Origin of the sequence: Novosphingobium kaempferiae (genome assembly GCF_021227995.1) — a bacterium.
Lineage (GTDB): Bacteria > Pseudomonadota > Alphaproteobacteria > Sphingomonadales > Sphingomonadaceae > Novosphingobium > Novosphingobium kaempferiae.
Genome location: NZ_CP089301.1, coordinates 5,415,122 through 5,440,987, shown reverse-complemented (window position 1 = coordinate 5,440,987; position 25,866 = coordinate 5,415,122). Strand labels below are relative to the sequence as shown.

The following is a 25,866-nucleotide window of genomic DNA, read 5'->3' as shown; positions in this document are numbered from 1 at the left end:
TTGCTGCCGATGGCGCCCTGGTCCCTGCCGGATCAGGGCGTTTCGGCGCGCGTACCGCAGGTTCACGACTTCGCGGCCAGCCTCGCCATGTCGAACGAGCAAGCCGAGGCAGGCTGGTGGGTCGAGTTATACCGCAAGGCGTTCCCGACCATGATCTCGGCCGTCTCCGTGCGCGACGATGGATGGGCCCAGCGCGGCGGTATCGATCGCGTCATCACCCTTGCTTGCGGTCGGACCTACACCATCGACGAGAAAGTACGAGCCGCCGACTGGCCGGACATCCTCTTGGAGCAGTGGAGCGATGAGGAGCGGCGCAAGCCCGGCTGGGTCCAGAAGCCGCTGGCTTGCGACTTCATCGCCTATGCCTTCGCGCCGTCGCGGCGATGCTACCTACTCCCGGTCGTGCTTCTCCAGCGCGCTTGGCGCCACAATGGGCGGCAGTGGATCGAGCGGTTCGGGCAGCGGCGAGCGCGGAACGTCGGCTATATCAGCACCAGCGTCCCCGTGCCTTTGCCGGAGATGGCGCAGGCGCTGCTGCAGGCGATGTTGGTGGAGTGACAAGCGAGCAGCATTTGGCGGTTTCCCCGCCTTCAAGCGTCCATTAAGCTGTTTTCAGATGGATGAAAAACTTCTCAGCCTGCCTTGGCAGATCCAATTGGCATTGGGCAGCGGATATGCTGCATATCTAGTGGCTTATGCTGGGCGGCGCGCCCATCACACCGCCGTCGATGTCACCTTCCGGTCGCTCGCATTCGGTCTTGTGGCGACGACAACGTTATTCGTGGTGCAATCGCTGCCCGCTCTGGTCGTTATTCCGGAAACGGTTTTGTTGACCGTGATCACCGGCGCCTTGTGGAGGCGGTTTGGCATACCTGTATATGATTGGCTGATGAGAGAAGCTGACATCTCATGGGCAGATGACACCCCTACCGCATGGCAAAGCATTACGGTCTGCAATAATAAACACGAGCTTAGCCAACTGACCGTTCAGCTTGATGACGGTACGCTGTTGGTTTGCAACGATACGAGCCAGTTCGCCGATCAGCCGTTCGGCCCTGCGGTGATTGGAGCTAACGGCGACGTCGCCTTGTACGTAAATTTCGAGGTCGCGGCGGATGGCACTGAGATCGACATTGATGACGCCGTTGTCCCGTATTGGGGCGCAAGAATGACCTACATTCCAGCCTCAAAGATCGCGCGGGTCAGCTTGCGACACCGTCTTTTTACCCCCGCTTAGGAGGAGGAGGAGCGGGCGGCGGAGGTGGGGGCGGAGCCTTCGGTCTGACGCTATCGGGAATGTAGACCGGAGGCGGGGGCGTAGGCATCTCAGGCATCTGCGTCAGCCCTTCTTCGGAGGCGGCGGCGCTGCCGTAGACGAAGTTGGCGCCGGTTTCGGTCGATACGAAAACTCGCCCTCAGGCCTCGGAGTTACTTTCGGGACATAACTCCTCTGTTCCCGTTCTCTATCCGCCACAGAATCATTCCTTCTCTTGCTGACCAGCACTCTCGCGGCAACCGAGCTTCAGCGTCAATGTGGTCTCTAGAGATATTCACTTTATCCTAGACGCCCTAGCTACGGAGACGCGTTAAGTGCTGCGGACGAAACGGTTTTCAGCCACCAAATCTGCGTGCAGGAGACGCCCTCGGAAATCCTCAGATCGCCTGTGCCTACGAAGCCGCATTGAGCGTCGTAGCGGCTTGGTCTGGTTGAGGGATCGCATGTCGATTGCAATTACATTTCCGCTTCAGAGTTCGGGTTACGGGGTGCTTCTGCGGCGGTAGGGATTTGCCACTCGGTTCCGCCGTGGCTCTGTTCCCAAGTCGGGGCATCAGCGCTGCAGCGTATTGATCCTTGGAAATCACCCCATTGAGGTAAGCATTACATAGTTGCCACGCCACCTGTTGCGCTGAGGGCCCTTGGTCTTCTCTATCTGTCCTGTGACCGCTAGTATCGACCTTTTCCATGGATGCCCGCCGCGCAAAAGCTGGCTCAATGCAAATCACCTTAACTCCATTAATCTGGCCGTGCCGTATCATACGGCGATCGCTTTTGACTGATCCAAGGCCAGCTAATTCGGCCGGGTCATATGCTCCAAAGAGCGGTTTTGATCCACCTTGGAGCAGGCGGAATGAGGCGTAAGCCAGGATTGTGATCGCGATCGCAATTGATGCCCAAACTGCCGCCCGCGCAAGGGTGTGCACCCACGTGGAAAATCGATAGCCGCCCATTCAAATCATGCCCATCCATGTGCATGCTTCGGCATGCCGTAAAGCCTGATGTCGCAGGCGACTGAGTATGACAAGGCCAGTATCAATGCAGGATTCTGAAGAAGCCTTTTTTGCCTTCATGGCGAAAAGAGAACAACTCCGCCTTCGGAAAGAGAGCGGGGCCCCATGGCCTTGGTCAGAAGACCCGATCTTGAACGCCTTCAAGTTCACGAATGTCAAACGCGAGGATGACCGGACGACCAAATGGATGCGCCAAAATTGGACTATGCCGCATGGGAACCGTCCCCATGGGGAGATCATCTTTAATTGCGCATTCTTCCGATATTTCGGCACAATGGAGTTCGCCGCTGCTGCCGGTTGGCGGGATCACTGGGACAGCGAAGAGATTTGTCGCTTGGCTGCGGAGCGTCAGAACGCTGGTGAGCGAGTTTTCACCGGCGCTTACATCATTCCTAGCCTAGGGCACCGGGGTCCGAAGGCTGAAGCGGTTTCTCGCCTTATATTAACGCCACTATGGCAGCGGCGGGACGAGCTCGCGGACGTTGCTGACCAGTCAAAAAGCTGGGAGCAGGTTGCGAACGTGCTTCGAGGAATGCCCGGGTTCGGCGGAAGCGGGTTTATGGCAAAGGAGGTGCTGCAAGACGCGATGCACACTCCCGCCATGTCTCATGTGCTTGATCGCAATACTTGGTGTCCAGCGGGACCTGGCGCTCGGCGGGGCCTCAATCGCCTTTATGGCCGCCCCATCGGCGCCCAAGTCAAAGAAAGAGCCTTAATTGCCGAAATGATCACGCTGCTGGCTATGGCCGAAGAAAATCTGCCGGATTACATGCCTGAACTGGAACTCCACGACATTCAGTTCCAGCTCTGTGAATTCGACAAATACGAGCGGACCAGGCTTGGCGAGGGCCGGCCTAAATCACGATACCTCTATCGCGGATCCTGAATTGCTCTGGCCGTCTGCAGAAGGGAGAAGAGCCCAGGCCGCCAATATTAGTCCGGCTATCACTGCTAGCGCGGCCATAACTCGATGGATCATCGATAACTCTCGCTGCAGGGCCTCAACCTTTTCCGAAAGGCTTTGAAGTGAGTGCAGAGGACGATCAACTCGGGACACCAGATCAGTGGGGATTTCTACTAGCGGCTCGTTGTTGGTCTTGATGAAGCGGTTCGCCCCGGGAGCCGTAGCGGTATCCAAATCGGCAATCCAAAGAAGGAAAAGCTTCTCGCCCCGCCTTACGTGGATGTTGGACGGCCCAGCGTTATAGACTGAATAGACCAGTCTTCCGTGAAAGCCAGGATCCACGTGAAACCCGGATACGTTAATCAAGCCGTTCCATTTGAGCTTCGACTTCAGCGAGATGAAGCCCATACAACCAGCAGGGATCTTGACGACTTCATGCGTCAATAGAAACGCAAATTGGCCAGCAGGAATGACCAATTCCCCGCCTGATACAGGCATTTTGATGCCCGCGATGTCTATTTCCCCAGCTTCGGCAAGCTGCTGCTTGATGTTGGGGCCAGCTTCACCGAACTGTGGAGTCACGAAAGACTCATGCCCCAACCTAAGCGTATACGCTGAACAATCGATCAGCTTGTCGTCGAACGGGGTCACCAGGTCGACTTGCTTGCCGTCGCGTAGCAAGCGATCCCCGCTCCAAAAGGTCACGCTCTCACTCCGACCTACAGGCGCCCATAGAAAATGGACTTCTCTTTGACCCGCTGAAGGCGCTCCTTCACAAGCAGAGGCATAGACCACTGACGCGCTTCTGCTGCGCTTAGCGCCAAAGCGACCATTGTCGCTGCCGCGCCTTGGAGCGTCTGGCGGTAAGGAAACTCTTCAAGATGATCGAGACGCTCACACGCCGACGCCATTTCACCTGCCAATATCGCGACACGACGGGCCAACGCCGACCGTGAGGTATCTTCGATCTGGCCTATCTCAGTGACCAATGGATGGGCTCTGACGTTCAACCCATTAAGCGTTGAGAGCCCGATCACGAAAAGGTCTGTGATAGTACGGCGTAGACGAAGGTCGTCTGGATCGTTCGCAAGGTAACCTGAGTACTTCGCAAAGTGCAGCGTCATGTGGGTCAGCCGCTCTTTGACCGTCAAGCGGCTGATTTCACGATGGAAATTTTCGTCATGGCAGAACTGATCAAACTGAAGATTTTCGAATTCTTCAGCGCCAATCGACGGCCAGTTGACCATCGAGTCTGCGGCCCGCGCCGCCACCTGATTATCGGGGTGCATTTCTGCGACTCCCAGGTCCATTGAGCTGATCCCCATAACATCGGCAGTCGGCGCCCATGGCGCAAGAGTAACATTTCGTCCAGCGTGGAATCAACTTGATTCCACACCCATCGCTTGAGCTAACCAGCGATCGCGCAACTCGGTTGCAATGAGCAAGCGTAAACCCGCATCAAAGCTGATACCAGTTGTAGATGCGAGGTGCTCAAAACGCAGAGCGTGTTCCTGAGAGTGCCCCGGCAAGGTGATGCGGCGTCTCAATGAGCTAGCCCCAGGGGAGGGGAAATCAATCGCATCTTCCGGCAAAACCCCTAGATGCACAGCACGAACGATGAGGACGCTCGCCAAACTCGGAGCCTTCAATCCGACAAGGTGTGCGTACGCGGCAAAATGCCTTGCCTCTTCCGATGCCAGCCAAACCCCAGACCTTTCTTTCAGGTCATCGCCTGCGAACGCATTACGCATAACGGAGGTAAGCCTGCCCACGCTCAATCCTGTCGCCAAGCCTAATAGGCATACGTCAGCCCCCAAATGTGGGATAAAGTGTGGGAACCATCAAATCTCTGCCGGCCCATTTCCGCGCAAAATCAGATAGTTAGAAAAATAAACATGGCGCACCCGACAGGATTCGAACCTGTGGCCTCTGCCTTCGGAGGGCAGCGCTCTATCCAGCTGAGCTACGGGTGCAGTGCAGCGGCGGGTAGCAGAGGGCGGCGGGGACTTCCAGCGGCAAATTTCGCGTCGGGTGACGAGACTTGCAAGTTCCCTTTATGTTCCTATGATGACCCACATGGCCGAAGCCGATTCGCTCTCCTTCTCTCCCCTCGCTTCGCACGTCGCCGCCGATGTGGCGCGGGGAATCTCGCGGCTTTTCGCGCGCAACGGGATCTGGTGCCTGCCGGAAATGCCGCTGCGCGGAGGGCGGCGGGCGGACCTCATGGGGATCGACGCCAAGGGCCACGTCATCATCGTGGAGATCAAGGTTTCGCGCGCCGACCTGCTCGGCGACGGCAAGTGGACCGACTATCTCGACTATTGCGACAGGTTCTACTGGGGGCTTTCCCCCGCGCTCGACCGTTCGCCGCTGGAGGGCGAGGCGTTCCTGCCCGACAGTTGCGGCGTGATCGTGGGCGACGGCTACGATGCGGAAATCCTGCGCCCGGCGCCGCTGCGCCAGCTTGCCGCCGCGCGTCGCAAGGTGGAGACGGAGCGCCTCGCCCGCGCCTCGCTGCGGCGGCTGGTCACGCTGGGCGATCCGCATACGGCCCAATGGGGCAGCGACGGCTGACGCAGTTATCCGCAATTATCTTGCGCAACGCTGCAATGCACACTATGTAGCGGCCCAGCAACCGGCGTGCGGGGTCCACCCCGCCGCAATCCGAGAGCAGCGTGAGGCCACGGCGCAATGCCAAGGCCGGCCCGGACTTGCGGTTGCGACCAACCAGCTTCCTTCCTCACGCAGGGTCGCCACAACGACACCTTGCCGTGCGCGCGCCTTTCTCAAAAGCCTTCGCGCGCCCCGCACTTTTGAAAGTGACGCATGTCCTATTTCTCTGAACTTGGCCTCGCCGAGCCCATTCTCCGCGCGCTCGCAGCCAAGGGCTATACCGATCCCTCGCCGATCCAGCGCAAGGCGATCCCCTCGCTGCTCGAAGGCCGTGACCTCCTCGGCATCGCGCAGACCGGCACCGGCAAGACCGCCGCGTTCTCGCTCCCCTCGCTCCACCGCCTCGCCAACGATCCCAAGCCGCGCCAGAACGCCGGCTGCCGCATGCTGGTGCTTTCGCCGACCCGCGAACTCGCAGCGCAGATCGCCGAGAACATGCGCGGTTATGCGAAGTTCCTGAACCTCACCGTGCAGTGCATCTTCGGCGGCGTGCCGGTGGGCAAGCAGGCGCGTGCGCTTGAGCGCGGCACCGACATCCTCGTCGCGACGCCCGGCCGCCTGCTCGACCTGATCGACCAGCGCGCACTGACGCTCAAGCACGTCGAGATCTTCGTGCTCGACGAAGCCGACCAGATGATGGACCTCGGCTTCATCGTGCCGCTGAAGCGCGTCGCCGCGCTGCTGCCCAAGACCCGCCAGAGCCTGTTCTTCTCGGCCACCATGCCGCAGGCGATCGCGGAACTGGGCCGTCAGTTCATCAACGATCCGGTCAAGGTCGAGGTCGCCCCGCAGTCGACCACCGCCGAGCGCGTCGAGCAGTACGCGACGCACATCAACCAGGCCGAGAAGCAGGCGCTGCTGACCATCTCGCTGCGTGAGGGCCTCGCCCCCGACGCCGCCGAGAACGCCAGCCACGGCGCCATCGACCGCGCTCTGGTGTTCACCCGGACCAAGCACGGCGCCGACCGCGTGGTGCGCCACCTCGTCGCCGCCGGCATCCCCGCCGCCGCGATCCACGGCAACAAGAGCCAGGCCCAGCGCACCGCCGCGCTCGGCGGCTTCCGCCAAGGCACCGTGCGCATCCTCGTCGCCACCGACATCGCGGCGCGTGGCATCGACGTCTCGGGCGTCAGCCACGTCTATAACTTCGAGATCCCGAACGTCGCCGAGCAGTACGTCCACCGCATCGGCCGCACCGCGCGTGCGGGTGCGGACGGCGTCGCGATCAGCTACGTCGCGCCGGACGAGAAGCCCTACATCCGCGACATCGAACGCCTGACCCGCGTGAAGCTGGAAGCGCTGCCGCTGCCGGAGAACTTCATGCAGCTGGCCGCGCGCCTGCCCGCGCCCTCGCGCAAGGTGGAACAGCCGCAGGGCGAGCGTCGCCAGGGCGGCGGCCGCAGCGGCGGTGGTCGCGGCGGCGAAGGTCGCGGTGAAGGCCGTGGTGGCCAGCCGCGCCGCGAAGGCCAGCGTGACGGCCAGCGCAGCGATCGTCCCCAGGGGGAGCGCAGCCGCTCCGAAGCTCCGCGCGGCGACCGTCGCGAAGGCGCCGAGGGTGGCGAGCGCAAGCGTCGCTTCCGTCCGCGCGGCCCCAAGGGCATGGGCGCTCACAAGGGTGCGGTGAAGCGCGCAGGCTGAGCCTGATCCGCTGAGGCAGAAACAAGGGAGCCCGGGGCCGACGCCTCGGGCTTCTTTGGTTTCCGGGATATGCCTTTTCACTTCCCCTTGCCCCGTCGAAGGCATAAGCCCGGCGCCCATGGCGCTCGACGCTCCCCTTCTTGCGATATGCGCCTCGGCGCTGGCCATGACGGCGATCATGGGCGTCCGCTATCTCCTGACATCGGGCCTGTTCGCGTGGATCACCGCGCGGGTGAGGCCGGGGCACTATCGAGGCCTCGACCGGCAGATCCGGCGCGAGATCGCGTGGTCGCTCGCCTCGGCGGCGATCTACGGCTTTCCCGCCGGCGTCGTCGCATGGGGCTGGCGCGAGCATGGCTGGACGCGGATCTATACCAACGTGCAGGACTATCCGCTGTGGTGGCTGCCGTTCTCGGTGCTCGCCTACCTCCTGCTCCACGACGCATGGTTCTACTGGACCCATCGCTGGATGCACGAGCCGCGCGTGTTCCGCGTCGCCCATGCCGTCCATCACGCCAGCCGCCCGCCGACGGCCTGGGCGGCGATGAGCTTCCACCCCGTCGAGGCGGTGACCGGCGCCATCGTGATCCCGGCGCTGGTGTTCCTCGTCCCCATCCACGTCGGCGCGCTCGGCGTCGTGCTCACGATCATGACCGTGATGGGCATCACCAACCACATGGGCTGGGAGATGTTTCCCCGCGCCCTGGTGTATTCGCCGCTTGGCCGCTGGCTCATCACCGCCAGCCACCACCAGCGGCACCATGAGAGTTATCGATGCAACTACGGCCTCTACTTCCGCCACTGGGACCACTTGTGCGGGACCGACGCCGGGCTCTCGCAGGCATTCTCCTCCTCGCGCTGACGGCGGCTGCGCCAGTTCAGGAGACCGGGGTGTCCGTGGCGGTCAGCGGAATGCGCTCGGCGAAAGGTCAGGTGCTCGCCTGCCTCACCACCCGAGCCGACGCCTTCCCCGATTGCAGCAAGGATCCGCAGGCCCGCAAGCTGACCGTCACCGCCAGCGAAGACCTGCACCTCGATTTCGGTCGCGTCCCCGCCGGGCGCTACGCCGTCTCGCTGATCCATGACGAGAACGGCAACGGCAAGCTCGACACCAGCCTGATGATCCCGCGCGAGGGCTACGGCTTCTCCCGCGATGCCGCCGTGCGCTTCGGACCGCCTAGTTTCAGCCGCGCCGCGGTCGACATCGGCGGCGAAAATGTCCGCCTGGCGATCCACATGCGATATCTGCTCTAGCCGCCCTTGCCCCGCCCCGCCGCCCGGCTTACCCCGGACAGGTGAGACGGGACGAGGACAGGCTTGAGGAGGCCGTCGAGAAGACGGTCGAGGCGACGACGGCGGGGCTGGTTCCGCCTCCGCCCAGCGGTGCGTTCTCGCCGTTCCGCTACCCGGTGTTCCGCGCGATCTGGACCGCGAACCTGTTCTCCAACCTCGGCGGCACGCTGCAGGGCGTAGGCGCAGCGTGGCTGATGACCGAACTGACGCCCTCGCACCAACTGGTCGCACTGGTGCAGGCTTCGGCGACGGTGCCGATCATGCTGTTCGGCGTCTTCGCAGGGGCCATCGCCGACAACTACGACCGGCGACTGGTCATGCTGGTGGCGCAGGTGGGCATGCTGGTCGTCTCCGCCGCGCTGGCCGCCCTCGCCTACGCGGGGATGCTGACGCCGTTCCTGCTGCTCGCCTTCACGCTGAGCGTCGGCATCGGCACCGCGCTGAACTCGCCCGCGTGGCAGGCATCGGTCCGCCAGCAGGTCGCCCCGCGCGAGATTCCGCAGGCGATCGCGCTCAATTCGATCTCGTTCAACATCGCCCGCTCGGTCGGCCCGGCGCTGGGCGGGCTGCTGATCTCGATCTGGGACGTGTCGTTCGCCTTTGCCTTCAATGCGCTCAGCTACATCGGCCTGATCGGCGTGCTGCTGTGGTGGAAGCCCGAGCCGCGCCCGATCGAGCGCCGCCCGATCCTGCCCGCCGTCGGTGTCGGCATCCGCTACTGCGCCACCAACGGCCCGGTCCGGCGCATCCTGATGCGCGGCTTCGCGCTGGGGTTCAGCCTCTCTGCCTACCAGTCGCTGCTGCCGACCGTGGTGAACGGCCCGATGCACGGGACCGAGCTGGATTTCGGGCTGATGCTCGGCCTGTTCGGGATCGGCTCGATCATCGCCGCCCCCTTCACCGGGCCGCTGCGCCGGAAGATCGGGCTGGAGGGCATCCTCGCGGCAGGCGCGGCGATGTTCGTCATATCGCTCTCGGTCGTGGCAGAGGTGCAGAGCGTGGCCTTCGCCCTGCCCGCCGCGTTCATCTCCGGCATGGCCTGGGTGATGATCCTGACGACCCTCAACACCGCCGTTCAGCTGCGCTCGCCCGACGCGATCCTCGGGCGGTGCCTGTCGATCTACCAGGCGGTGACGTTCGGCGGCATGGCGCTGGGATCGTGGACCTGGGGCGCGGTGGCCGACTGGCAGAGCCTGTCCGTGGCGCTTCACGCCGGATCGGTGTTCCTGATCGTCTCGTTCGTCGCGCTGCGCGTGGTCGCCCCGCTGCCGAAGCCGGGCGAGGGTATCGTCAAGCAGGCCTGAGATCGCGGGGATCACCGGCGGGCGCAACTTAAGCCTTAATAAACCATGTTGCGCCAGAACGGGCGAACTACAGGGGCGAGTCGGGATTCGACATGGACAGTTTGCGCGGTGAGTTTTCCGGTCAGGATGATTCCGAAGGGGAAGACCTCGGAACCGATGCCGGTGCCGCCACGCCTGCGCGCAAGTCCGGCAACGACGAGCGCCGCATGCAGGTGCGCGCCTACAATTTCTGGGCGAGCCTGCTGGGCGAGAAGACCTTCCCCGACATCGCCGACCTCGATCCCGCCAACCTGCCCGACTTCGGCCCGCGCAGCGTTCTGCTCGATTTCAGCCCCGAGCACGGCAGCGGCATCGAGGATCCCGCCATCGCCTATGTCGGCGCGACACTGGCACAGGAATGCGGAGCGGACGGCCCCATCGTGCGGCTGGCCGACGTGCCGGGCGGCTCGCTGCTGTCGCGCATCACCGATCACTACATGCAGATCCTCGCCAATGAGGCGCCGATCGGGTTCGAGGCGGAATACGTCAACCCGCGCGGGATGACGGTGCTCTATCGCGGCATCCTCATGCCGTTTTCGCGCGATGGCTACCGGATCGACTACATCTACGGCGTCATCAACTGGAAGGAGAGCGCCGAGCCGCTGCCGCCCCACGCACCTGCCCCGGTGGACGAGGACGCGGACGAGCGCCCCGCCATGCTGCGCGCACCCGCGCCGCTGACCGACTGGGCGGACGGCCCCGCCGATTTCGGCTTCGCGCTGCCCGCCATCGACGCCTATGCGCCGATGGAACTGCCGAGCCCCGGCTTCGACACTGGCTTTTCCTTCGATGCCGAGCCGACCGCGTTCGACGAGAGCACCTTCGGCCTCGCCGACTGGCTCGCCTCGGCCCGCGATCTGGCGCTGGCCGCCAGCCGCGCCGAGGACCGCTCGCACCAGGCGCTCTACGAGGCGGTGGGCAGGGCCTACGACTTCGCGCTCGCCGCGCAGGATTTCCCTGAGGATCTGGCCGAACTGGTCGAGGATGCCGGGCTGAAGGTGCAGGAGCGCGCCCCGCTGCTGGCGCTGGTGAAGCTCGTCTTCGGCGCCGACTACGACAAGACCCGCCTCACCGAATACGCCACCGTCATCGCTCACGGCCAGCGCCTGTCGCTGGGGCGCGGCATGCTGGCGGCCCATCTGGCGACGACACAGGGCGGGCTCAAGGCCGTGGTGCGCGAAGAACGCCGCCTGCGCCGCGAGGAGGCTGGCACGGTCCCCGCCAATGCCCGCGAGCGTCTCGCCAGCGACCTGCGCACCATCGAGGCGCGCCCGCTGGCCGATCTCGCCTCGGACGGGGAAGAGTTCACCCTCCTCGTCGCCCGCCGCCTGCCAAGCGGCGAAGTGGTGCTGGTGGGTGAAGTCGGCGACGACGAGGCCCTGCTCCAGCGCGCGGCGCGGCGGTTGCTGGGGTAACTGCGCTCTTTTATCGTTCGTCATTGCGAGGGCCGCAGGCCCGCGGCAATCCGGAGCCCAGTGGGCTGCACTGGATTGCTTCGCTCCGCTCGCAATGACGAAGTGAAGGGCAAACGTCCGGAACACCCCGCCCTCGACACCGTTATCCCAACCGTGCATGCATGCGGCTTCATCGCCGGTTAAGCCCGTCCGGTCCCCAAGGGAAACGATGCCGAAGCTGCGAATACCCGCACTGCTCCTCGCGATTCCCGCGCTGATCGGACTGTCCGCGGCTCCGGCCTATGCGCAGTCGATCCTGCGCGATGCCGAAACCGAGGCGCTGCTGCGCGACATGGCGGCGCCGCTGGTCAAGGCCTCCGGCCTGCGCCCCGGCGACGTCGACATCGTGCTGGTCAATGATTCCTCGGTGAACGCCTTCGTCGCGGGCGGGCAGGCGGTCTACATCAACTCGGGCCTCATCAACGAGGCGGACACCGCCGCCGAAGTGCAGGGCGTGATCGCGCACGAGCTGGGCCACGTCACCGGCGGCCATGCCGTGCTGAACCTCGGCGGACAGGGTGCCACGAACATCTCGTTGCTCTCGCTGCTGCTCGGTGCCGCTGCTGCCGCTGCGGGCGGGGGCGAGGCGGCGATGGGCGTCATCATGGCGGGCCAGCAGGCGGCCATGGGCAAGTACCTTGCCTACAACCGCTCACAGGAAGCCTCGGCCGACGCGGCAGGTGCGCAGTACCTGTCCAGCGCCGGGATCAGCGGGCGCGGGTCGCTGGACTTCTTCAAGAAGCTCCAGAGCCTCGAATTCCGCTACGGCTACCGCCCCAAGGACGGGGACGAGTTCTATTCCAGCCACCCGCTGACCGGCGATCGCATCACCACGCTGCAGGATACCTACGAGAAGGATCCGGCGTGGACCAAGCCGGACGACGCGACGATCCAGAAGCGCTTCATGCGCGCCCGGGCCAAGCTCTACGGCTTCCTCGCCGAGCCCAACCAGGTCATGCGCAAATACCCGCTGACCGACAACTCGATCCCCGCCCGCTACGCCCGCGCCTATGCCTTCCACCGCGAATCCAAGTTCGCCGAGGCCCGCACCGAGACCGAGGCGCTGATCGCCGCCGATCCGAACGATCCCTATTTCCTCGAACTCGACGGCCAGATCCTGCTCGAAGCGGGCAAGCCCGCCGAAGCGCTCGGCCCCTTGCGCAAGGCGACCGAACTGTCCGGCAACTCGCCGCTGATCGCGGTGCTGTTCGGTCACGCCCTGATCGCCACGGAAGACCCGGCAAACTTCAAGGAGGCGCAGAGCGTTCTCAAGAACGCCGTGGCGCGCGACCGGGAGAACCCCTTCGCGTGGTATCAGCTCGGCGTGATCTACGCGGCCAACGGCGACATGCCGCGCGCCTACCTCGCCAGCGCCGAGCAGCAGGCGATGTCGGGCCGCATGGAGGAAGCGCTGCGCAGCGCGCAGGCTGCCGTCGCCGGTCTGCCGCAGGGCACGCCCGACTGGCTGCGCGCGCAGGACATCGAGATGCAGGCCCGCGCCGCGCTGGAACGCGACAAGAAGCGGCGCTAGAGCGCCCCCAGTTTCCCTCACGATCAGGTAATCATCAGCACAATGGGTACAGCCGCAAGGTTCGCAGTGGTCGCCGCAGGCATCGTCGTCGTGGGTGTCGGCGGGTGGTTCGGCGGGCGCGTCGCCGTAGAGCGCGTGGTCCACGACTACATCCTCCAGAACCCCGAGATCCTGCCCGAAGCGATGGACGAACTGCGCCGCCGCGAGGCCGCCAAGGCGCTTGCCGGCGTGAAGCAGACGGTCGAGACGCCGTTCCCCGGCGCGGTGCTCGGCAACCCGAACGGCGCGGTGACGCTGGTCGAGTTCTCCGACTATGCCTGCGGGTATTGCCGCCAGAGCCTGCCGGACGTGGCGAACCTCATCGCCAGGAACCCGGACCTGCGCATCGTCGTGCGCGAACTGCCGATCATCGGTCCGCAGAGCCCCGAGGCCGCCAAGATGGCCCTCGCCGCCGCCGAGCAGGGCAAGTACGCGCAGTTCCACGATGCCATGTACAACGCCGGGCAGGTCGACGCGCCGACGATCGAGGCGGTCGCTAAGAAGATCGGCCTGGATATCGAGCGCGCCCGCCGCGTCGCCGCCAGTCCGACGGTCGAGGCGGAACTCGGCCGCAACCTCGAAATGGCGCAGCGCCTCGGCTTTTCCGGCACGCCGAGCTGGATCGCGGGCGACCGCCTGATCCCCGGCGCGGTCGGCTTCGACAAGCTGGCCGAGGCGGTGAAGGGCGCGCGTGGCGGCTGATCTCCCGGTTTCCAAGGTTTCCCAACGCCTGCAACATCGTCTAGGCTTTCCCGCATGAGTGTCCTGCCGATCCAGCCGATCCCCTTCTTCGCCGACAAGGACCGCGCCTTCTGGCGGCTTCAGGCCGTGGGCTGGGGCGGGGCGATGGTGCTGCGCACGATGTCGGCGCTCGCCAACAGCCTGCCGCTGGCCTCGCTGGTGCTGGTGCTGATCGCGACGATCACCGGCTTCTCGATCTCGCTAGTGCTCTCGGTGGTCTACCGCACGCTCATCAAGAAGCGTGCGCTGGTCACCTGGGGCTTGACGATCCTGGTGCTGCCGGTCGCGGTCGCGCTGCACGCCTTCATCGACGCCTGGGTGATCTCGCTCTGGCGGACCGAGGGCGACGCCAGCTTCGCGCAGCTCTTCGTCGGCGTGTTCTACCTCGACGCGACGCTGCTCGGCGCGTGGACGGCGCTCTACTACATGGTCAACTTCTACCTTCAGGTGGAGGAGCAGAACGACCAGCTGATCCGGCTGGAGAATCAGGCGACCAGCGCCCAGTTGGCGATGCTGCGCTACCAGCTCAACCCGCACTTCCTGTTCAACACGCTGAACTCGATCTCGACGCTGGTGCTGCTCAAGCAGACCGAGCCCGCCAACGCGATGCTCAGTCGCCTGTCGTCGTTCCTGCGCTACACGCTCATCAACAAGCCCTCCGCGCGCGTCACCGTGGAGCAGGAGGTGGAGACGCTGCAGCTCTACCTCGACATCGAGCGGATGCGCTTCGAGGAACGGCTGCGCACCACGTTCGACATCGATTCCGCCACGCAGCACGGCCTGCTGCCCTCGCTCCTGCTCCAGCCGCTGGTCGAGAATTCGATCAAGTACGCCGTCAGCCAGCAGGAAAGCGGGGCGGAGATCACCGTGGCGACGCAACTCGTCGGCCCCATGCTTCGCATCACCGTCTCGGACACCGGCCCGGGCTTGCAAAGCCCGACGACCGACAACAGGTTGTCGGGCATGACCTACGATGGAGGGGAGCCGGTCTCGACCGGCGTGGGATTGTCCAACATCCGCGATCGCTTGTCGCAGGCCTATGGCGAGAACCACCGCTTCGAGACGATCGAGCCGCTGGAAGGCGGTTTCGCGGTCGTCATCGAGCTTCCTTTCGAACGCCGCGAAACCACGCAGGACATAGCCGAACCCGCGCGTCAGCCCGCATTTGTGGCGCGATGAAACCTTTTTGCCCCGTGCGCGTTGGGCGCACCGGAGAAACTGACATATGACAATCCGCACGATCCTTGTCGACGACGAGAAACTCGCCATCCAGGGCCTGCAGCTTCGGCTTGAGAAATACCCCGACGTCGAGATCATCGACACTTGCGCCAACGGGCGCGAGGCCATCCGCAAGATCAAGACCGAAAAGCCCGACCTCGTCTTCCTCGACATCCAGATGCCCGGTTTCGACGGCTTTTCCGTCGTGAAGGGCGTGATGGAAATCGAACCCCCGCTGTTCGTCTTCGTCACCGCCTACCAGGAACACGCCGTCCGCGCCTTCGAGGCGAACGCGGTGAACTACCTGATGAAGCCAGTGGACGAGAGCAAGCTGGACGACACCCTCGCCCGCGTGCGCCAGCGCCTTGCCGAGAAGCGTTCGGCCGACGAGGCGGAAAAGCTCAAGACGGTCCTCGCCGAAGTCGCCCCCGATGCGGTCGACCAGATCCCCGAGGAAACCGACCCCAACGCCGACCGCTACGAAAAGCTCATCAACATCAAGGACCGCGGCCAGATTTTCCGGATCGACGTGGACTCGATCGAGCACATCGAGGCGGCGGGCGACTACATGTGCATCCGCACCGCCGACAACTCGCTGATCCTGCGCGAGACGATGAAGGATCTGGAGCGCCGCCTCGACCCGCGCGTGTTCCAGCGCGTCCATCGCTCCACCATCGTCAACCTCAACCAGGTCCGCCAGGTGAAGCCGCATACCAACGGCGAATGCTTCCTCGTGCTCGATTCGGGCGCGCAGGTGAAGGTGAGCCGCTCGTACCGCGACGTGATCGCACGGTTCGTTCACTGATATTGCGGGGGAACAGCGAAACCGCTCCCCCTCGACAACCCGCCGGGAACGCGCGACAGAGCGCGCATGACCCAGTTTGCGCTTCCCGGCTTCGACCTCTCCGCCTTCGTCACCGCAACGCTCGCCGAAGACCTCGGCGAAGGGCTTCCCGGCGGCGGGCGTGACGTCACATCCGAAAGCGTGATCGATGCCGACGCCCGGTTCTCCGGCGTCATGGATTCGCGCGACGCGATCACCGTCGCCGGACTGCCCATCGCAGCGGCCTTCTTCCGCGCGCTCGATCCCGCGATGGATATCAAGATTCTCGTCGAGGAAGGCGCGCAGGTCTCGCCCGGATCGGACCTCATGCGCCTGACCGGCAACGCGCGCGCCATGCTGACGGCGGAGCGCAGCGCGCTCAACACCGTGCAGCACCTCTCCGGCATCGCGACGATGACGCGCGAATACGTGGACGCGATGGCGGGTAACGCGACGCTGCTCGACACCCGCAAGACCATCCCCGGCCTGCGTCATCTGGAAAAGTACGCGACCCGCATGGGTGGCGCGAAGAACCATCGCATGGGCCTGTGGGATGCGGCGATGATAAAGGACAACCACGTCCTCGTCGCAGGCGGCGTCGGCCCCGCCGTGGCCCGTGCCAAGGCGGCAGGCGTGGCGCAGATCATCTGCGAGGTCGACCACCTCGACCAGATCGAACCCGCCATCGCTGCGGGCGCACATCACCTGCTGCTCGACAACATGGGCCCCGACATGCTGCGCGAGGCCGTGGCGCTCGTCGCAGGCCGCGTGCCGACCGAAGCCTCGGGCGGGGTCAATCTCAAGACCATCGGCGCCATCGCCGCCAGCGGCGTCACTTACGTTTCCGTTGGCCGCCTGACGCAAAGCGCCCCCGCCGCCGACATCGGACTGGACTTCACCCCGCTGTGAGGCTGGCCGCCGCCCTCGTCGCGGCGATTGCCGTCCTGCCTGCTCCGGGCTTCGCGCAGGCCTATCAGTGCTCGGTGCCGCGCGCGCTCGATCCGGTCGGTCCCATCACGCCTGATGGTCCTGCGCGCCGGACACCTGTCGCCGGGTACACGCTCGCCGCCAGCTGGTCGCCGGACTATTGCAAGACCAGCGGCGATACGCGCTCGATGCAGTGCAACCGCGCCAACGGACGCTTTGGCTTCGTGCTGCACGGCCTCTGGCCCGAGGCGGCGCGCGGCCCTTCTCCGCAGTGGTGTGCGACGCAGCCGGTGCCTTCCCCCCAACTGCTGCGCGAGAACCTGTGCATGTCGCCCTCGCCGCGCCTGCTGGCGCATGAATGGGCGAAGCACGGCAGTTGCATGGTGGCGAGCCCGCAGAAGTACTTCCGCGTCAGCGCGATTCTGTGGCGCTCGATCCGCTGGCCGGACGCCGACCGCCTGTCGCGCAAGAAAGACCTGACGGTGGGCGACCTGCGTGAGGAGTTCATCGCGGCGAATCGCGGGTGGCCGCGCGAGGCCGTGGGCGTCGAGACGAGCCGCACCGGATGGCTGCGCGAACTCAGGCTCTGCTACGGCAAGGACTTCCGTCCGGCGCGGTGCCCGACGCGGTCTTATGGGCCCACCGATTCGACGGCGCTGAAGATCTGGCGTGGACTCTAATTCATGTATTTTCGTCATTGCGAGCGTAGCGAAGCAATCCAGAGCAGCTCAAGTGCCTTGGATTGCTTCGCTACGCTCGCAATGACGACGGGATACTTATCGGTCACCGCCGCTCGCGAAAGAACCCGCGCAGCATCTCCGCCGATTCGGCCTCCCCCATGCCCGAATAGACCTCGGGCCGGTGCAGGCACTGCGGATGCTCGAACACCCGCGCCCCGTGCTCCACCGCGCCGCCCTTGGGGTCCGAGGCCGCGTAGTAGAGCCGCGCGATGCGGGCGTGGGCGATGGCGCCGGCGCACATGGCGCAGGGCTCCAGCGTGACCCACAGTTCGCAGCCCTCCAGCCGCTCGTTGCCGAGCAGGCGCGCGGCGGCCCGAATCGCCTCGATCTCGGCGTGGCTGGTGGGGTCGTGCCTCTCGCGCGGCGCATTACGTCCGGTGGCTAGAACCCGCCCGTCCTTGACGACGACCGCACCGATGGGCACTTCACCCGCATCGGCGGCTCTGCGCGCTTCCTGGAGGGCAAGCGCCATGGGTTCGGGAAGCGGCCAGCGGGTCATGTCTCCGCGCTAGCCCGTCAAAAAGCTGTGCGCAACTTGACCTTCGAAGGGGGAATCGGTAAGGGCGCGCCTTCCCGTACTAACGGCAAGCAATTTTCGAGCGAGAAAGACTATGTCCCGCATCTGCGAACTGACTGGCAAGGGCCGCCAGGTTGGCTGCAACGTCAGCCACGCGAACAACAAGACCAAGCGCGTCTTCCTGCCCAACCTCCAGAACGTCACGCTGATGTCGGAAGGTCTGGACCGCAGCTTCAAGTTCCGCGTTTCGACGCACGGCCTGCGTTCGGTCGAGCACAACGGCGGCCTCGACAACTGGCTGCTGAAGACCTCGGACGCCAAGCTTTCGCCGCGCGCCGTCAAGGTGAAGCGCGAGCTGAAGAAGCAGGCCGCAGCCTGATCCGTCGCTCCCTTCTGGGAGCGCGTCAGGATACGGGTTTGAAAAAGCGTGCGAAGCTTGGCTTCGCGCGCTTTTTTCGCGTCTACTTCGGCCAGGGCAATTGCTTCGGATCGACCGACAGCTTCCACAGCAGCGTGCGCTGGAGCACGCGCATGGCGTTGTCGTCGGACATGATCCAGACGGTGATCCGCCCGTCCTTCTCCGGCACCGCCGCAATCGCCTCGAAATTGTCGACCGGCAGCACCGAGGCCAGCGAAGCCAGCGGCGCTGAGCGCCACACGCCGCCTGCGCGAATCGTCGCGGTGTCGGCGATGACGATCCTTCCCGCGAATCGCATCGGCATCGGCCAGAGCAGCCGCCGCATCAGGACCAGCGCGCGCCCGTCAGGCAGCATCGCCATATCGACGACCGAGAAATTGTCCGGCCCATCGAACCGGAACGGCTGCGCGTGGGGATGCTCGACGGGATCGCCCGCGAACAGGAGGGCGTCATGCAGACGCGGTTCGGCAAGCGTGGGCGGAATCTCGCGAATCACCACGAAGCGACCGTCGGCCAGCCGCGTCATCGCTTCCGGCCCGGTATTGGTGCCCCAGTCCGCCATGCCCGCCGGCTCGACGCGCCCGGTCTGGTGCAGTTCGGGCGAGAGGCGCACGATCGCGTTCACCCCCTCCATGCCCACCCAGTAACGGTCGCTCGCCGGATCGTAGGCCACCGATTCGACATCGTGCCACGCCTTGCCGCGCTGGGTGTGCTCGAAGACGATCCGCCGCGCCCGCGGCTTCGACGGCGCGGCTCCGGGCGGAGAGAACCACAGCGAATGCGCGCCGTCGTTGAAAGCTGCCAACCGCCCATACGGCTGCGCGACGAGCGCCGAATAGCCGAACACCAGCCCATTGTCCGAAGTCACCTGCCATGCACCCTCCAAATGGAACGGGCCGAGATATCGGTCGAGCACTCGTTTGGGCGGCATCGTCACCGGCGTGATCGCGATGACGGGTGAATTGTCTACGGGCCGCTTCGGCTCGGGCGCGTGGGTCCATGTCACCCACAGCAAGGTCGCAAGGGGCAGGAAGGCGATGCTGCGGCGCACAAGGCCTGAATAGGGCCTGCGCCTCGCTTGGCAAGCCGGACCGGGCCGTTACGGAGCGATCAGATCATCGGCCCTGTGAACAACAGCGGATCGAGCCGCGCATCGTTCCATTTGATCGACCAGTGCAGGTGCGGACCGGTGGCGCGCCCGGTCATGCCGATGCGGCCGATCACCTGCCCCTGTTTCACATGATCGCCTTCTTTCACAAGTATCTGCGAGCAGTGGAGGAACGCGCTGTTGAGCCCCATGCCGTGATCCAGCATCAGCAGGTTGCCCTCCAGCGTGAAGGGCTTTTCCGCCGCAAGGATCACCACGCCGTCGGCCGGAGCCACGAACGGCGCGCCGCTGCCGCCGGTCGCGATGTCGAGGCCGGAGTGATAGGCGCCGGGCTCTCCGCGATAGATGCGCTGCGAACCGAAGCGGCCCGAGATACGCCCCTTGGCAGGCCACGCGAAGCGCTGGCGCCACCCCTGCGCATCAGTGACTTTCGCACGCGCCGCCTCGATCCGGGCCAGTTCGGGACGGCGCAGAGCCATGAACGCCTCGGACGGTCCGCCGGTACTACGCGCGATGTTGACGTTCTCGATCTGCCAAGCGCGCGGCGCGACGGCGAGGCGTTGTTCGCCCAGCGTGCCGTTGGAATAGGAGACGCGCAAGACCGCCTGCGGTCCCGCATCACGATCGAAGGCAACGAACCAGGCACCGTCCGGACCGACCTTCACCGGCATCCCATCGAGCGAGAGCGAGCGCACGCCGCTCGGCAGATTCCCGCGAATCCAGCCGCCCTGCGTCAGTTCGCCGGTGAAGGCGAGCGCCACCGGCTTGGGCGGCGCGGCGGGCGCGACCGGGGCCACGCCGCCGGGCTGTGCCGCGCGCAGCGCCACGAAGGGCACCGAGACGGCCACGGCTACCGCGACCAATGCCAGCGATGAAAGGCCCCGTTTCTTGCGGGTCACGCCTGCCCGGTCAGCCGCCGAGTGGCGATCTCGGCCGTGGCGTAGGCTTCCTGGTGCTCAACGCTCCAGTAGCGCAGTGCTTCGAGCGCGATCTTCTCACCGGTCACGGCGCAGGTGACGTAGTGGCCCGGGCTGAGCACGCGAAAGCCGTTGGGGCCGTAGGCGAGCTTTGCGGGGCGGTCTGCGGAGGACATCAACATGGCCACGGTTCTAGCAGAGCCTCCGCCTCAGAACAAATCACCCTGCCGCGACGCGGGTGGAGTCGGTCGCGCGGGCTTGGCCGCAGTGGGACGCGGCGCGGGCGGCGGAGCGCCCTCGCCCGCACGGACCGCCAGTTCACCGTCGCGGAACTCGATCACCAGATTGCCTTCGCGCGCGGCGGCATCGCGGGTAGTGAGCGCCGCGCCGGACGCCGTCTTCACCAACGCATAGCCGCGCTGGAGCGGCAGGCGCGGGTCAAGCTGCGGCAGCACGCGGGCGACGGGGGCGAGCGAATCACGCGCCAGCGACCAGCGTCGCTCCAGCAGGCGCGGAGTGAGGCCGATGCGGGCAAGACGCTCCTCGCTCACCTGCACGCGATGGCGCAGCAGCGGCAGCGAGAGACGGCCCGCGACCTGCTGCAAGACGCGGCCCTTGCGGGTCGCCTCGTCCTGCAGGCCTCGGCGGAGGCGTTCGGAAAGTTCGTCCAGCTTCTGCGCCTTGGCGGCAAGGATAGCCTCGGGCTTGGGCAGGCGCTGGACGCGGGCCTCCAGCCGCTCGCGCCCGAGCACCACGGGGCGCAGCGCGCAGCGGCGCTTGCGCAGGGCAAGGTCGGCCAGCTGGCCCATCAGTTCGGCGCGCACCGGCACCGCCATTTCGGCGGCAGCGGTCGGCGTCGGCGCGCGGCGGTCGGCGGCGTAGTCGCACAGTGTCGTGTCGGTTTCATGCCCGACCGCCGAGATCACGGGGATCGTCGATTCGGCGACGGCGCGCACGACGATCTCCTCGTTGAAGCTCCACAAGTCCTCGATCGAACCGCCGCCGCGCGCGACGATGACGAGGTCGGGGCGCGGAACCGGGCCGCCGGGCTGGATGGCGGAGAAGCCGCGCACCGCGTTCGCCACCTGCGCCGCGGCGCCCTCGCCCTGCACCAGTACCGGCCAGACCAGCACCCCGCTTGGGAAGCGGTCGGCCAGACGGTGCAGGATATCGCGGATCACCGCGCCGGTGGGCGAGGTGACGACGCCGATGGTGCGCGGCAGATAAGGCAGCGCGCGCTTGCGCTCGGGCGCGAAAAGCCCCTCTGCGGCGAGGCGGGCGCGCAGCTTTTCCAGCAGCGCCAGCAAAGCGCCCTCACCCGCGATCTCCATCGTCTCGATGACGATCTGGTACTTCGAGCGGCCGGGATACGTCGTCAGCTTGCCGGTGGCGATGACCTCGACGCCGTCCTCGGGCCGGAAGGCGAGGCGCTGCGCACCGCCCTTCCACATGACGCCGTCGATGACCGCCTTGTCGTCCTTGAGCGCGCAGTAGAGGTGGCCTGACGCCGCCCGCTTCACGCCCGAAAGCTCGCCACGCAGGCGCACGAAGCCGAAGCGGTCCTCCACCGTGCGCTTCAGGAGATTCGAAATCTCGCTGATCGAGAGCGGCGCGGCGTTGTCCCCGGCCGTGTCCTTCGCTACCAGCCCCCCCGAACGATAGGCGTCGTCATCGTCGTAGAAGAACTGATCGGAAGGCACGGGAAATGAACATCCTGCTACTGGGCTCGGGCGGCCGCGAACATGCGCTGGCCTGGAAGCTGGCGCAATCCCCGCGCTGCGATGCCCTGTGGGCGGCGCCCGGAAATCCCGGCATTTCCGAGCTCGCGACCTGCATCGACCTCGACGCGACCGACCATGCCGCAGTGCTGGCCTTCTGCGAGGCCAACGTGATCGGCCTCGTGGTGATCGGCCCCGAGGCCCCGCTGGTGGACGGCCTTGCCGACTCGCTGCGCGCCGAAGGCTTCGCGGTGTTCGGCCCGGGCAAAGCGGCGGCGCAGCTCGAAGGCTCCAAGGGCTTCACCAAGGATCTGTGCGCCCGCGCCAATATCCCGACCGGCGGTTACGAGCGCGTCTCCGGCGAGGAAACCGCCATGGCGGCGCTGGCGAAATTCGGCGCACCCGTCGTCATCAAGGCGGACGGGCTTGCCGCAGGCAAGGGCGTCACCGTGGCGATGACCATGGGCGAGGCCGAAGCGGCGGTGCGTGACATCTTCGCCGGGCGCTTCGGGGAAGCCGGCGCGGAAGCGGTGATCGAGGAATTCCTTGAGGGCGAGGAAGCCAGCTTCTTCGCACTGACGGACGGATCGACCATCGTCCCCTTCGCCTCCGCGCAAGATCACAAGCGCGTGGGCGACGGCGACACCGGCCCCAACACCGGCGGCATGGGCGCCTACAGCCCCGCCCGGGTGCTGACGCCCAAGCTGCAGGCCGAGGCGATGACGAAGATCATCGCGCCGACCGTGAAGACCCTTGCGGACGAGGGCATGCCCTATTCGGGCGTGCTGTTCCTCGGCCTGATGCTGACTGCCAAGGGGCCGCAGCTGATCGAGTACAACTGCCGCTTCGGCGACCCGGAATGCCAGGTCATGCTGATGCGCCTCGAATCCGATCTCGTCGAGCTGCTCCATGCCTGCGCGGAAAACCGCCTCGCCGCGATCGAGCCACCGCGGTTCTCGGACGATGTGGCGCTGACGGTGGTGATGGCCGCCGATGGCTATCCCGGCACCCCCGCGAAGGGCGGCGCGATCCGCAACATCGCGGAAGCCGAGGTAGAGGGCGCGAAGGTCTTCCATGCGGGCACCGCGCTGAACGACGGCGAACTGGTGGCGAGCGGCGGGCGCGTGCTTGCCGTCACCGCCCGTGCGGGCAGCGTGACCGAGGCACAGGCCAGGGCCTACGCGGCAGTCGACGCCATCGACTTCGCCACCGGCTTCACCCGCCGCGACATCGGCTGGCGCGAGGTGGCGCGCGAAAAGGCTCATGCTTAAGCACGCCGACCCGATTCTGAAGCTGTGCCTCGCGGCGGGCGCGCTGCTGGGCGGCGCGGGCGTGGGATACTACTACGGCATCTACCTGCCCGCGCAGGACATCCGCCGCCAGACGCTGGCGATGGCGGAAAAGCAGACCCTCGCAGCAGAGCAATCCCGCGCGCTGGCCGAACGCGCCCGGCGCGAACAGGCGGCGCAGGGCGAATACGCGCAGTGCGTGAACTTCGCCGAAACCGCCTACCACCAGCGCTGGACGCAGGCGTGCCAGACCATGCACGATGCCGACCAGTCCGCCTTCGAGGACTGCGCCGACAACCTGTTCTCCACCGAGCGCGGCTGCCTTGCCAAGCATCCGATCCGCCCGGCGCAGGACTGCGCGCTGCCGACGCAGACCGCGCAGGCGCTGTCCGAGGCGCGCGAGCAGCGCAAGATGCAGTGCGCGGCGCAGCTAGAGACGGCGCAACGTGGCGGACAGGCGGCGCAGCTTAACTGAGCACCGAGTTCTGCTCCGACTGAGCGGGGTCATATCTTTTTCGTCATTGCGAGCGCAGCGAAGCAATCCCCCATCGATTGCCGACCGTGGATTGCTTCGCTACGCTCGCAATGACGAAAGGTGGAGGAAGGTGCTCGTTTCTACGACGCCCTACTCCACTTCCCCGTCCACCAGCAGCTTCACCACCAGCGCCAGCCGCTTGGCGTCTTCCCGCGCGAGGTGCTCCTTGGGAAGCCGCAGCTTCGCCTCTTCCAGCGCGGCGACGACCTGCGGGCGGGAATAGCCGCCATCCTTGAGGAATTCACCGAGGTAATGCACGGGAAACGGCGGCTTCGTGCCGATCGCCTGGCACAGCACCTCAAGCCAGTACTGGTCGAGGTCGGCATCGGCATAGACCGGGCAATCGCGGACGAACTCGGCCATTTCGGCCAGCACCTGGGTGGGCGGCAGCCCCTCGTCATCCAGCATCTGCTGGGTGATGCCGTGGAGCTTTTCCGCGTCGTCCGACCAGTCCCAGTAGCGCCAGGCCTCGGCGGGCCTGATCAGCCAGGCCCGGTTCGAGCCGTCGATCCGCGCCACCGCGACTTCGATGGGATAGGACTGCCCGTATTCAGGCAGGCAGCTCGCCTCGAAGTCGATCAGTGCGGGACAGCTCAAACCATTTCCTTTCGTTACATGCGTGCAGCCACGAACTCAGCGAGGTCGCATTCGGGGCGCGCGCCGTAGTGCGAGATGATCTCGCTCGCGCAGATTGCACCGATCTTCAGGCTTTCCTCAAGCCCCTTGCCGCGGACGTGCCCGTAGAGGAAACCCGCCGCGAACAGGTCGCCCGCGCCGGTGGTGTCCACCACGCGCTCGATCGGCTGCGCGGCGACTTCCGCCCGCTCGCCGCCCGCCAGCGCCACGGCGCCGTCCGCGCCCTTGGTGACGACCAGCACCGGAACCTTGGCCGAGAGCATCGCGATGCCGTCCTCGAAGGCAGCGAGGCCGGTCAGCGTCGCCATTTCGCTCTCGTTGCAGAACAGCAGGTCGATCAGGCCTTCGTCGATCAGCGACAGGAAGTCGGCGCGATGCATGTCGATGATGAACGATTCCGACGGCGTGAAAGCGATCTTGCGTCCGGCGGCCCGCGCAGCCGCGATCGCCTTGCGCATTGCCGCGCGCGGCTCGACCGGATCCCACAGGTAACCCTCGAGGTAGAGCACGGCAGCGTCGGCGATCACCGCATCGTCCACCATGTCGGCGGACAGCAGGTGCGAGGCGCCGAGGAAGGTGTTCATGGTCCGCTGGCCATCGGCGGTGACGAAGATCAGGCAGCGGGCAGTCGGCGTCTCGCCGGCGCGGGCGGGGACATCGAACTCGATGCCTCCAGCGCGGATGTCGTGCGTGAACACTTCACCCAGCTGGTCGTCGGCGACCTGGCCGATGAACCCGCACTTGGCGCCCAGCGCGGCGAGGCCCGCCAGCGTGTTGGCGGCCGAACCGCCCGAGACTTCGCGGGCCGGGCCCATCGCGGCGTAGAGGGTGCGGGCCTGATCGCCGTCGATCAGCTGCATGCCGCCGCGCACAAGGCCGAGTTCTTCGATCTGCGCGTCGGAACAATTGCCGATGACGTCGATGATGGCGTTGCCGATGGCGATGACGTCCAGACGGGGTTGCGTCATGGGGTGGGGAAGTCCTTCAGTGATAATCGGGAAATTGCGGTATGGTGCGCGACTAGCCTGCCCCGCGCCCGCCTACAAGCTGGCAGCTGCGACGACGGGCCCCGCAGGCGCGGCGAAGCAGCGTTGACTCGCACGGTGCGCCGCGCG

At 65.7% G+C, this 25,866-nt stretch carries 28 protein-coding genes and 1 tRNA gene; 18 read left to right on the top strand and 11 right to left on the bottom strand.

The window, feature by feature from the left end:
- The first annotated feature begins 9 nt into the window (after positions 1–9).
- From LO787_RS24805 to LO787_RS24795, 3 genes are all read left to right on the top strand, one after another.
- On the top strand, positions 10–558 hold the full coding sequence (locus LO787_RS24805; protein WP_232493624.1) for a hypothetical protein: 549 nt from the start codon (positions 10–12) through the stop codon (positions 556–558).
- A 58-nt stretch (positions 559–616) separates the two neighbouring features.
- Positions 617–1,237: a hypothetical protein gene (locus LO787_RS24800; RefSeq protein ID WP_232493623.1), complete on the top strand. Its 621-nt coding sequence runs from the start codon at positions 617–619 to the stop codon at positions 1,235–1,237.
- A gap of 1,077 nt (positions 1,238–2,314) precedes the next feature.
- Positions 2,315–3,175: a nucleotide kinase domain-containing protein gene (locus tag LO787_RS24795; protein WP_232493622.1), complete on the top strand. Its 861-nt coding sequence runs from the start codon at positions 2,315–2,317 to the stop codon at positions 3,173–3,175.
- Here the strand turns inward: LO787_RS24795 and LO787_RS24790 are convergent.
- The 4 genes from LO787_RS24790 to LO787_RS24775 all read right to left on the bottom strand — a co-directional run bounded on the left by LO787_RS24790 (position 3,149) and on the right by LO787_RS24775 (position 5,166).
- Positions 3,149–3,898 carry a dCTP deaminase domain-containing protein gene (locus tag LO787_RS24790; RefSeq protein WP_232493621.1) on the bottom strand — a complete coding sequence of 250 codons (750 nt, stop codon included), beginning with the start codon at positions 3,896–3,898 and terminating at the stop codon, positions 3,149–3,151. The genes LO787_RS24795 and LO787_RS24790 overlap by 27 nt on opposite strands.
- 14 nt (positions 3,899–3,912) lie before the next feature.
- The gene (locus LO787_RS24785) at positions 3,913–4,503 is read right to left on the bottom strand and encodes a hypothetical protein (protein ID WP_232493620.1); all 591 of its coding nucleotides are present in this window, start codon (positions 4,501–4,503) and stop codon (positions 3,913–3,915) included.
- Between the two features lie 69 nt (positions 4,504–4,572).
- Positions 4,573–4,944, bottom strand: a complete 372-nt coding sequence (locus LO787_RS24780) for a hypothetical protein (protein ID WP_232493619.1) — start codon at positions 4,942–4,944, stop codon at positions 4,573–4,575.
- A gap of 145 nt (positions 4,945–5,089) precedes the next feature.
- Positions 5,090–5,166: transfer RNA gene (locus LO787_RS24775), tRNA-Arg, on the bottom strand.
- A 103-nt stretch (positions 5,167–5,269) separates the two neighbouring features.
- Between LO787_RS24775 and LO787_RS24770 the strand changes: the two genes are divergently transcribed.
- The 12 genes from LO787_RS24770 to LO787_RS24715 all read left to right on the top strand — a co-directional run bounded on the left by LO787_RS24770 (position 5,270) and on the right by LO787_RS24715 (position 17,553).
- Positions 5,270–5,767 (top strand): MmcB family DNA repair protein, encoded by a 498-nt coding sequence (locus LO787_RS24770; RefSeq protein ID WP_232493618.1) that lies wholly within the window; start codon positions 5,270–5,272, stop codon positions 5,765–5,767.
- A 252-nt stretch (positions 5,768–6,019) separates the two neighbouring features.
- Positions 6,020–7,504: a DEAD/DEAH box helicase gene (locus LO787_RS24765; RefSeq protein ID WP_232493617.1), complete on the top strand. Its 1,485-nt coding sequence runs from the start codon at positions 6,020–6,022 to the stop codon at positions 7,502–7,504.
- Positions 7,505–7,622: 118 nt separating this feature from the next.
- Positions 7,623–8,366 (top strand): sterol desaturase family protein, encoded by a 744-nt coding sequence (locus LO787_RS24760; protein WP_232493616.1) that lies wholly within the window; start codon positions 7,623–7,625, stop codon positions 8,364–8,366.
- A gap of 29 nt (positions 8,367–8,395) precedes the next feature.
- Positions 8,396–8,758 (top strand): DUF2141 domain-containing protein, encoded by a 363-nt coding sequence (locus LO787_RS24755; RefSeq protein ID WP_232493615.1) that lies wholly within the window; start codon positions 8,396–8,398, stop codon positions 8,756–8,758.
- 41 nt (positions 8,759–8,799) lie between these two features.
- Positions 8,800–10,101 (top strand): MFS transporter, encoded by a 1,302-nt coding sequence (locus LO787_RS24750; RefSeq protein WP_232493614.1) that lies wholly within the window; start codon positions 8,800–8,802, stop codon positions 10,099–10,101.
- 92 nt (positions 10,102–10,193) lie between these two features.
- Positions 10,194–11,555 (top strand): PAS domain-containing protein, encoded by a 1,362-nt coding sequence (locus LO787_RS24745; RefSeq protein WP_232493613.1) that lies wholly within the window; start codon positions 10,194–10,196, stop codon positions 11,553–11,555.
- Between the two features lie 208 nt (positions 11,556–11,763).
- Positions 11,764–13,125, top strand: a complete 1,362-nt coding sequence (locus LO787_RS24740; protein WP_232493612.1) for a M48 family metalloprotease — start codon at positions 11,764–11,766, stop codon at positions 13,123–13,125.
- 42 nt (positions 13,126–13,167) lie between these two features.
- A complete protein-coding gene (locus LO787_RS24735; RefSeq protein WP_232493611.1) occupies positions 13,168–13,866 on the top strand; it encodes a DsbA family protein in 699 nt (232 codons plus the stop codon).
- Between the two features lie 54 nt (positions 13,867–13,920).
- Positions 13,921–15,084, top strand: a complete 1,164-nt coding sequence (locus tag LO787_RS24730) for a sensor histidine kinase (RefSeq protein ID WP_232493610.1) — start codon at positions 13,921–13,923, stop codon at positions 15,082–15,084.
- Positions 15,085–15,130: 46 nt separating this feature from the next.
- On the top strand, positions 15,131–15,928 hold the full coding sequence (locus tag LO787_RS24725) for a LytR/AlgR family response regulator transcription factor (protein ID WP_232493609.1): 798 nt from the start codon (positions 15,131–15,133) through the stop codon (positions 15,926–15,928).
- 66 nt (positions 15,929–15,994) lie between these two features.
- Positions 15,995–16,855: a carboxylating nicotinate-nucleotide diphosphorylase gene (gene nadC / locus LO787_RS24720; RefSeq protein WP_232493608.1), complete on the top strand. Its 861-nt coding sequence runs from the start codon at positions 15,995–15,997 to the stop codon at positions 16,853–16,855.
- The gene (locus tag LO787_RS24715; protein ID WP_232493607.1) at positions 16,852–17,553 is read left to right on the top strand and encodes a ribonuclease T2 family protein; all 702 of its coding nucleotides are present in this window, start codon (positions 16,852–16,854) and stop codon (positions 17,551–17,553) included. Before nadC ends, LO787_RS24715 begins: the two co-directional genes overlap by 4 nt.
- 103 nt (positions 17,554–17,656) lie before the next feature.
- On the opposite strand, the gene LO787_RS24710 is transcribed toward LO787_RS24715, so the two are convergent.
- The gene (locus LO787_RS24710) at positions 17,657–18,112 is read right to left on the bottom strand and encodes a nucleoside deaminase (protein WP_232493606.1); all 456 of its coding nucleotides are present in this window, start codon (positions 18,110–18,112) and stop codon (positions 17,657–17,659) included.
- Between the two features lie 112 nt (positions 18,113–18,224).
- Between LO787_RS24710 and rpmB the strand changes: the two genes are divergently transcribed.
- Positions 18,225–18,509 (top strand): 50S ribosomal protein L28, encoded by a 285-nt coding sequence (gene rpmB / locus LO787_RS24705; RefSeq protein WP_232493605.1) that lies wholly within the window; start codon positions 18,225–18,227, stop codon positions 18,507–18,509.
- Between the two features lie 82 nt (positions 18,510–18,591).
- Here the strand turns inward: rpmB and LO787_RS24700 are convergent, their stop codons facing one another.
- The 4 genes from LO787_RS24700 to xseA are packed head-to-tail and all read right to left on the bottom strand — an operon-like array spanning position 18,592 to position 22,273.
- Positions 18,592–19,599, bottom strand: coding sequence for an esterase-like activity of phytase family protein (locus tag LO787_RS24700; RefSeq protein WP_232493604.1), 1,008 nt, complete (start codon positions 19,597–19,599; stop codon positions 18,592–18,594).
- Positions 19,600–19,658: 59 nt separating this feature from the next.
- Positions 19,659–20,492 carry a M23 family metallopeptidase gene (locus LO787_RS24695; protein WP_420847824.1) on the bottom strand — a complete coding sequence of 278 codons (834 nt, stop codon included), beginning with the start codon at positions 20,490–20,492 and terminating at the stop codon, positions 19,659–19,661.
- A gap of 59 nt (positions 20,493–20,551) precedes the next feature.
- The gene (locus LO787_RS24690; RefSeq protein WP_232493603.1) at positions 20,552–20,755 is read right to left on the bottom strand and encodes a DUF2093 domain-containing protein; all 204 of its coding nucleotides are present in this window, start codon (positions 20,753–20,755) and stop codon (positions 20,552–20,554) included.
- 27 nt (positions 20,756–20,782) lie between these two features.
- The gene (gene xseA, locus LO787_RS24685) at positions 20,783–22,273 is read right to left on the bottom strand and encodes an exodeoxyribonuclease VII large subunit (RefSeq protein WP_232493602.1); all 1,491 of its coding nucleotides are present in this window, start codon (positions 22,271–22,273) and stop codon (positions 20,783–20,785) included.
- 5 nt (positions 22,274–22,278) lie between these two features.
- On the opposite strand from xseA, the gene purD reads away from it, so the two are divergent.
- Both purD and LO787_RS24675 read left to right on the top strand, forming a co-directional pair.
- Positions 22,279–23,562: a phosphoribosylamine--glycine ligase gene (purD, locus tag LO787_RS24680; protein ID WP_232493601.1), complete on the top strand. Its 1,284-nt coding sequence runs from the start codon at positions 22,279–22,281 to the stop codon at positions 23,560–23,562.
- Positions 23,555–24,055, top strand: a complete 501-nt coding sequence (locus LO787_RS24675; RefSeq protein ID WP_232493600.1) for a hypothetical protein — start codon at positions 23,555–23,557, stop codon at positions 24,053–24,055. The genes purD and LO787_RS24675 overlap by 8 nt, the downstream gene beginning before the upstream one ends.
- Positions 24,056–24,205: 150 nt before the next feature.
- Here the strand turns inward: LO787_RS24675 and LO787_RS24670 are convergent, their stop codons facing one another.
- On the bottom strand, positions 24,206–24,712 hold the full coding sequence (locus LO787_RS24670; RefSeq protein ID WP_232493599.1) for a 3'-5' exonuclease: 507 nt from the start codon (positions 24,710–24,712) through the stop codon (positions 24,206–24,208).
- A 14-nt stretch (positions 24,713–24,726) separates the two neighbouring features.
- Positions 24,727–25,719 (bottom strand): adenosine kinase, encoded by a 993-nt coding sequence (locus LO787_RS24665; RefSeq protein WP_232493598.1) that lies wholly within the window; start codon positions 25,717–25,719, stop codon positions 24,727–24,729.
- Between the last annotated feature and the right edge of the window lie 147 nt (positions 25,720–25,866).

Coding starts and splice junctions, on each gene's coding strand:
- LO787_RS24805 (WP_232493624.1), top strand. CDS start 10: ATGGCGCCCTGGTCCCTGCCGGATCAGGGCGTTTCGGCGCGCGTACCG.
- LO787_RS24800 (WP_232493623.1), top strand. CDS start 617: ATGGATGAAAAACTTCTCAGCCTGCCTTGGCAGATCCAATTGGCATTG.
- LO787_RS24795 (WP_232493622.1), top strand. CDS start 2,315: ATGCAGGATTCTGAAGAAGCCTTTTTTGCCTTCATGGCGAAAAGAGAA.
- LO787_RS24785 (WP_232493620.1), bottom strand. CDS start 4,503: ATGGACCTGGGAGTCGCAGAAATGCACCCCGATAATCAGGTGGCGGCG.
- LO787_RS24780 (WP_232493619.1), bottom strand. CDS start 4,944: ATGCGTAATGCGTTCGCAGGCGATGACCTGAAAGAAAGGTCTGGGGTT.
- LO787_RS24770 (WP_232493618.1), top strand. CDS start 5,270: ATGGCCGAAGCCGATTCGCTCTCCTTCTCTCCCCTCGCTTCGCACGTC.
- LO787_RS24765 (WP_232493617.1), top strand. CDS start 6,020: ATGTCCTATTTCTCTGAACTTGGCCTCGCCGAGCCCATTCTCCGCGCG.
- LO787_RS24760 (WP_232493616.1), top strand. CDS start 7,623: ATGGCGCTCGACGCTCCCCTTCTTGCGATATGCGCCTCGGCGCTGGCC.
- LO787_RS24745 (WP_232493613.1), top strand. CDS start 10,194: ATGGACAGTTTGCGCGGTGAGTTTTCCGGTCAGGATGATTCCGAAGGG.
- LO787_RS24740 (WP_232493612.1), top strand. CDS start 11,764: ATGCCGAAGCTGCGAATACCCGCACTGCTCCTCGCGATTCCCGCGCTG.
- LO787_RS24735 (WP_232493611.1), top strand. CDS start 13,168: ATGGGTACAGCCGCAAGGTTCGCAGTGGTCGCCGCAGGCATCGTCGTC.
- LO787_RS24730 (WP_232493610.1), top strand. CDS start 13,921: ATGAGTGTCCTGCCGATCCAGCCGATCCCCTTCTTCGCCGACAAGGAC.
- LO787_RS24725 (WP_232493609.1), top strand. CDS start 15,131: ATGACAATCCGCACGATCCTTGTCGACGACGAGAAACTCGCCATCCAG.
- nadC (WP_232493608.1), top strand. CDS start 15,995: ATGACCCAGTTTGCGCTTCCCGGCTTCGACCTCTCCGCCTTCGTCACC.
- LO787_RS24710 (WP_232493606.1), bottom strand. CDS start 18,112: ATGACCCGCTGGCCGCTTCCCGAACCCATGGCGCTTGCCCTCCAGGAA.
- rpmB (WP_232493605.1), top strand. CDS start 18,225: ATGTCCCGCATCTGCGAACTGACTGGCAAGGGCCGCCAGGTTGGCTGC.
- LO787_RS24690 (WP_232493603.1), bottom strand. CDS start 20,755: ATGTTGATGTCCTCCGCAGACCGCCCCGCAAAGCTCGCCTACGGCCCC.
- purD (WP_232493601.1), top strand. CDS start 22,279: ATGAACATCCTGCTACTGGGCTCGGGCGGCCGCGAACATGCGCTGGCC.
- LO787_RS24675 (WP_232493600.1), top strand. CDS start 23,555: ATGCTTAAGCACGCCGACCCGATTCTGAAGCTGTGCCTCGCGGCGGGC.
- LO787_RS24665 (WP_232493598.1), bottom strand. CDS start 25,719: ATGACGCAACCCCGTCTGGACGTCATCGCCATCGGCAACGCCATCATC.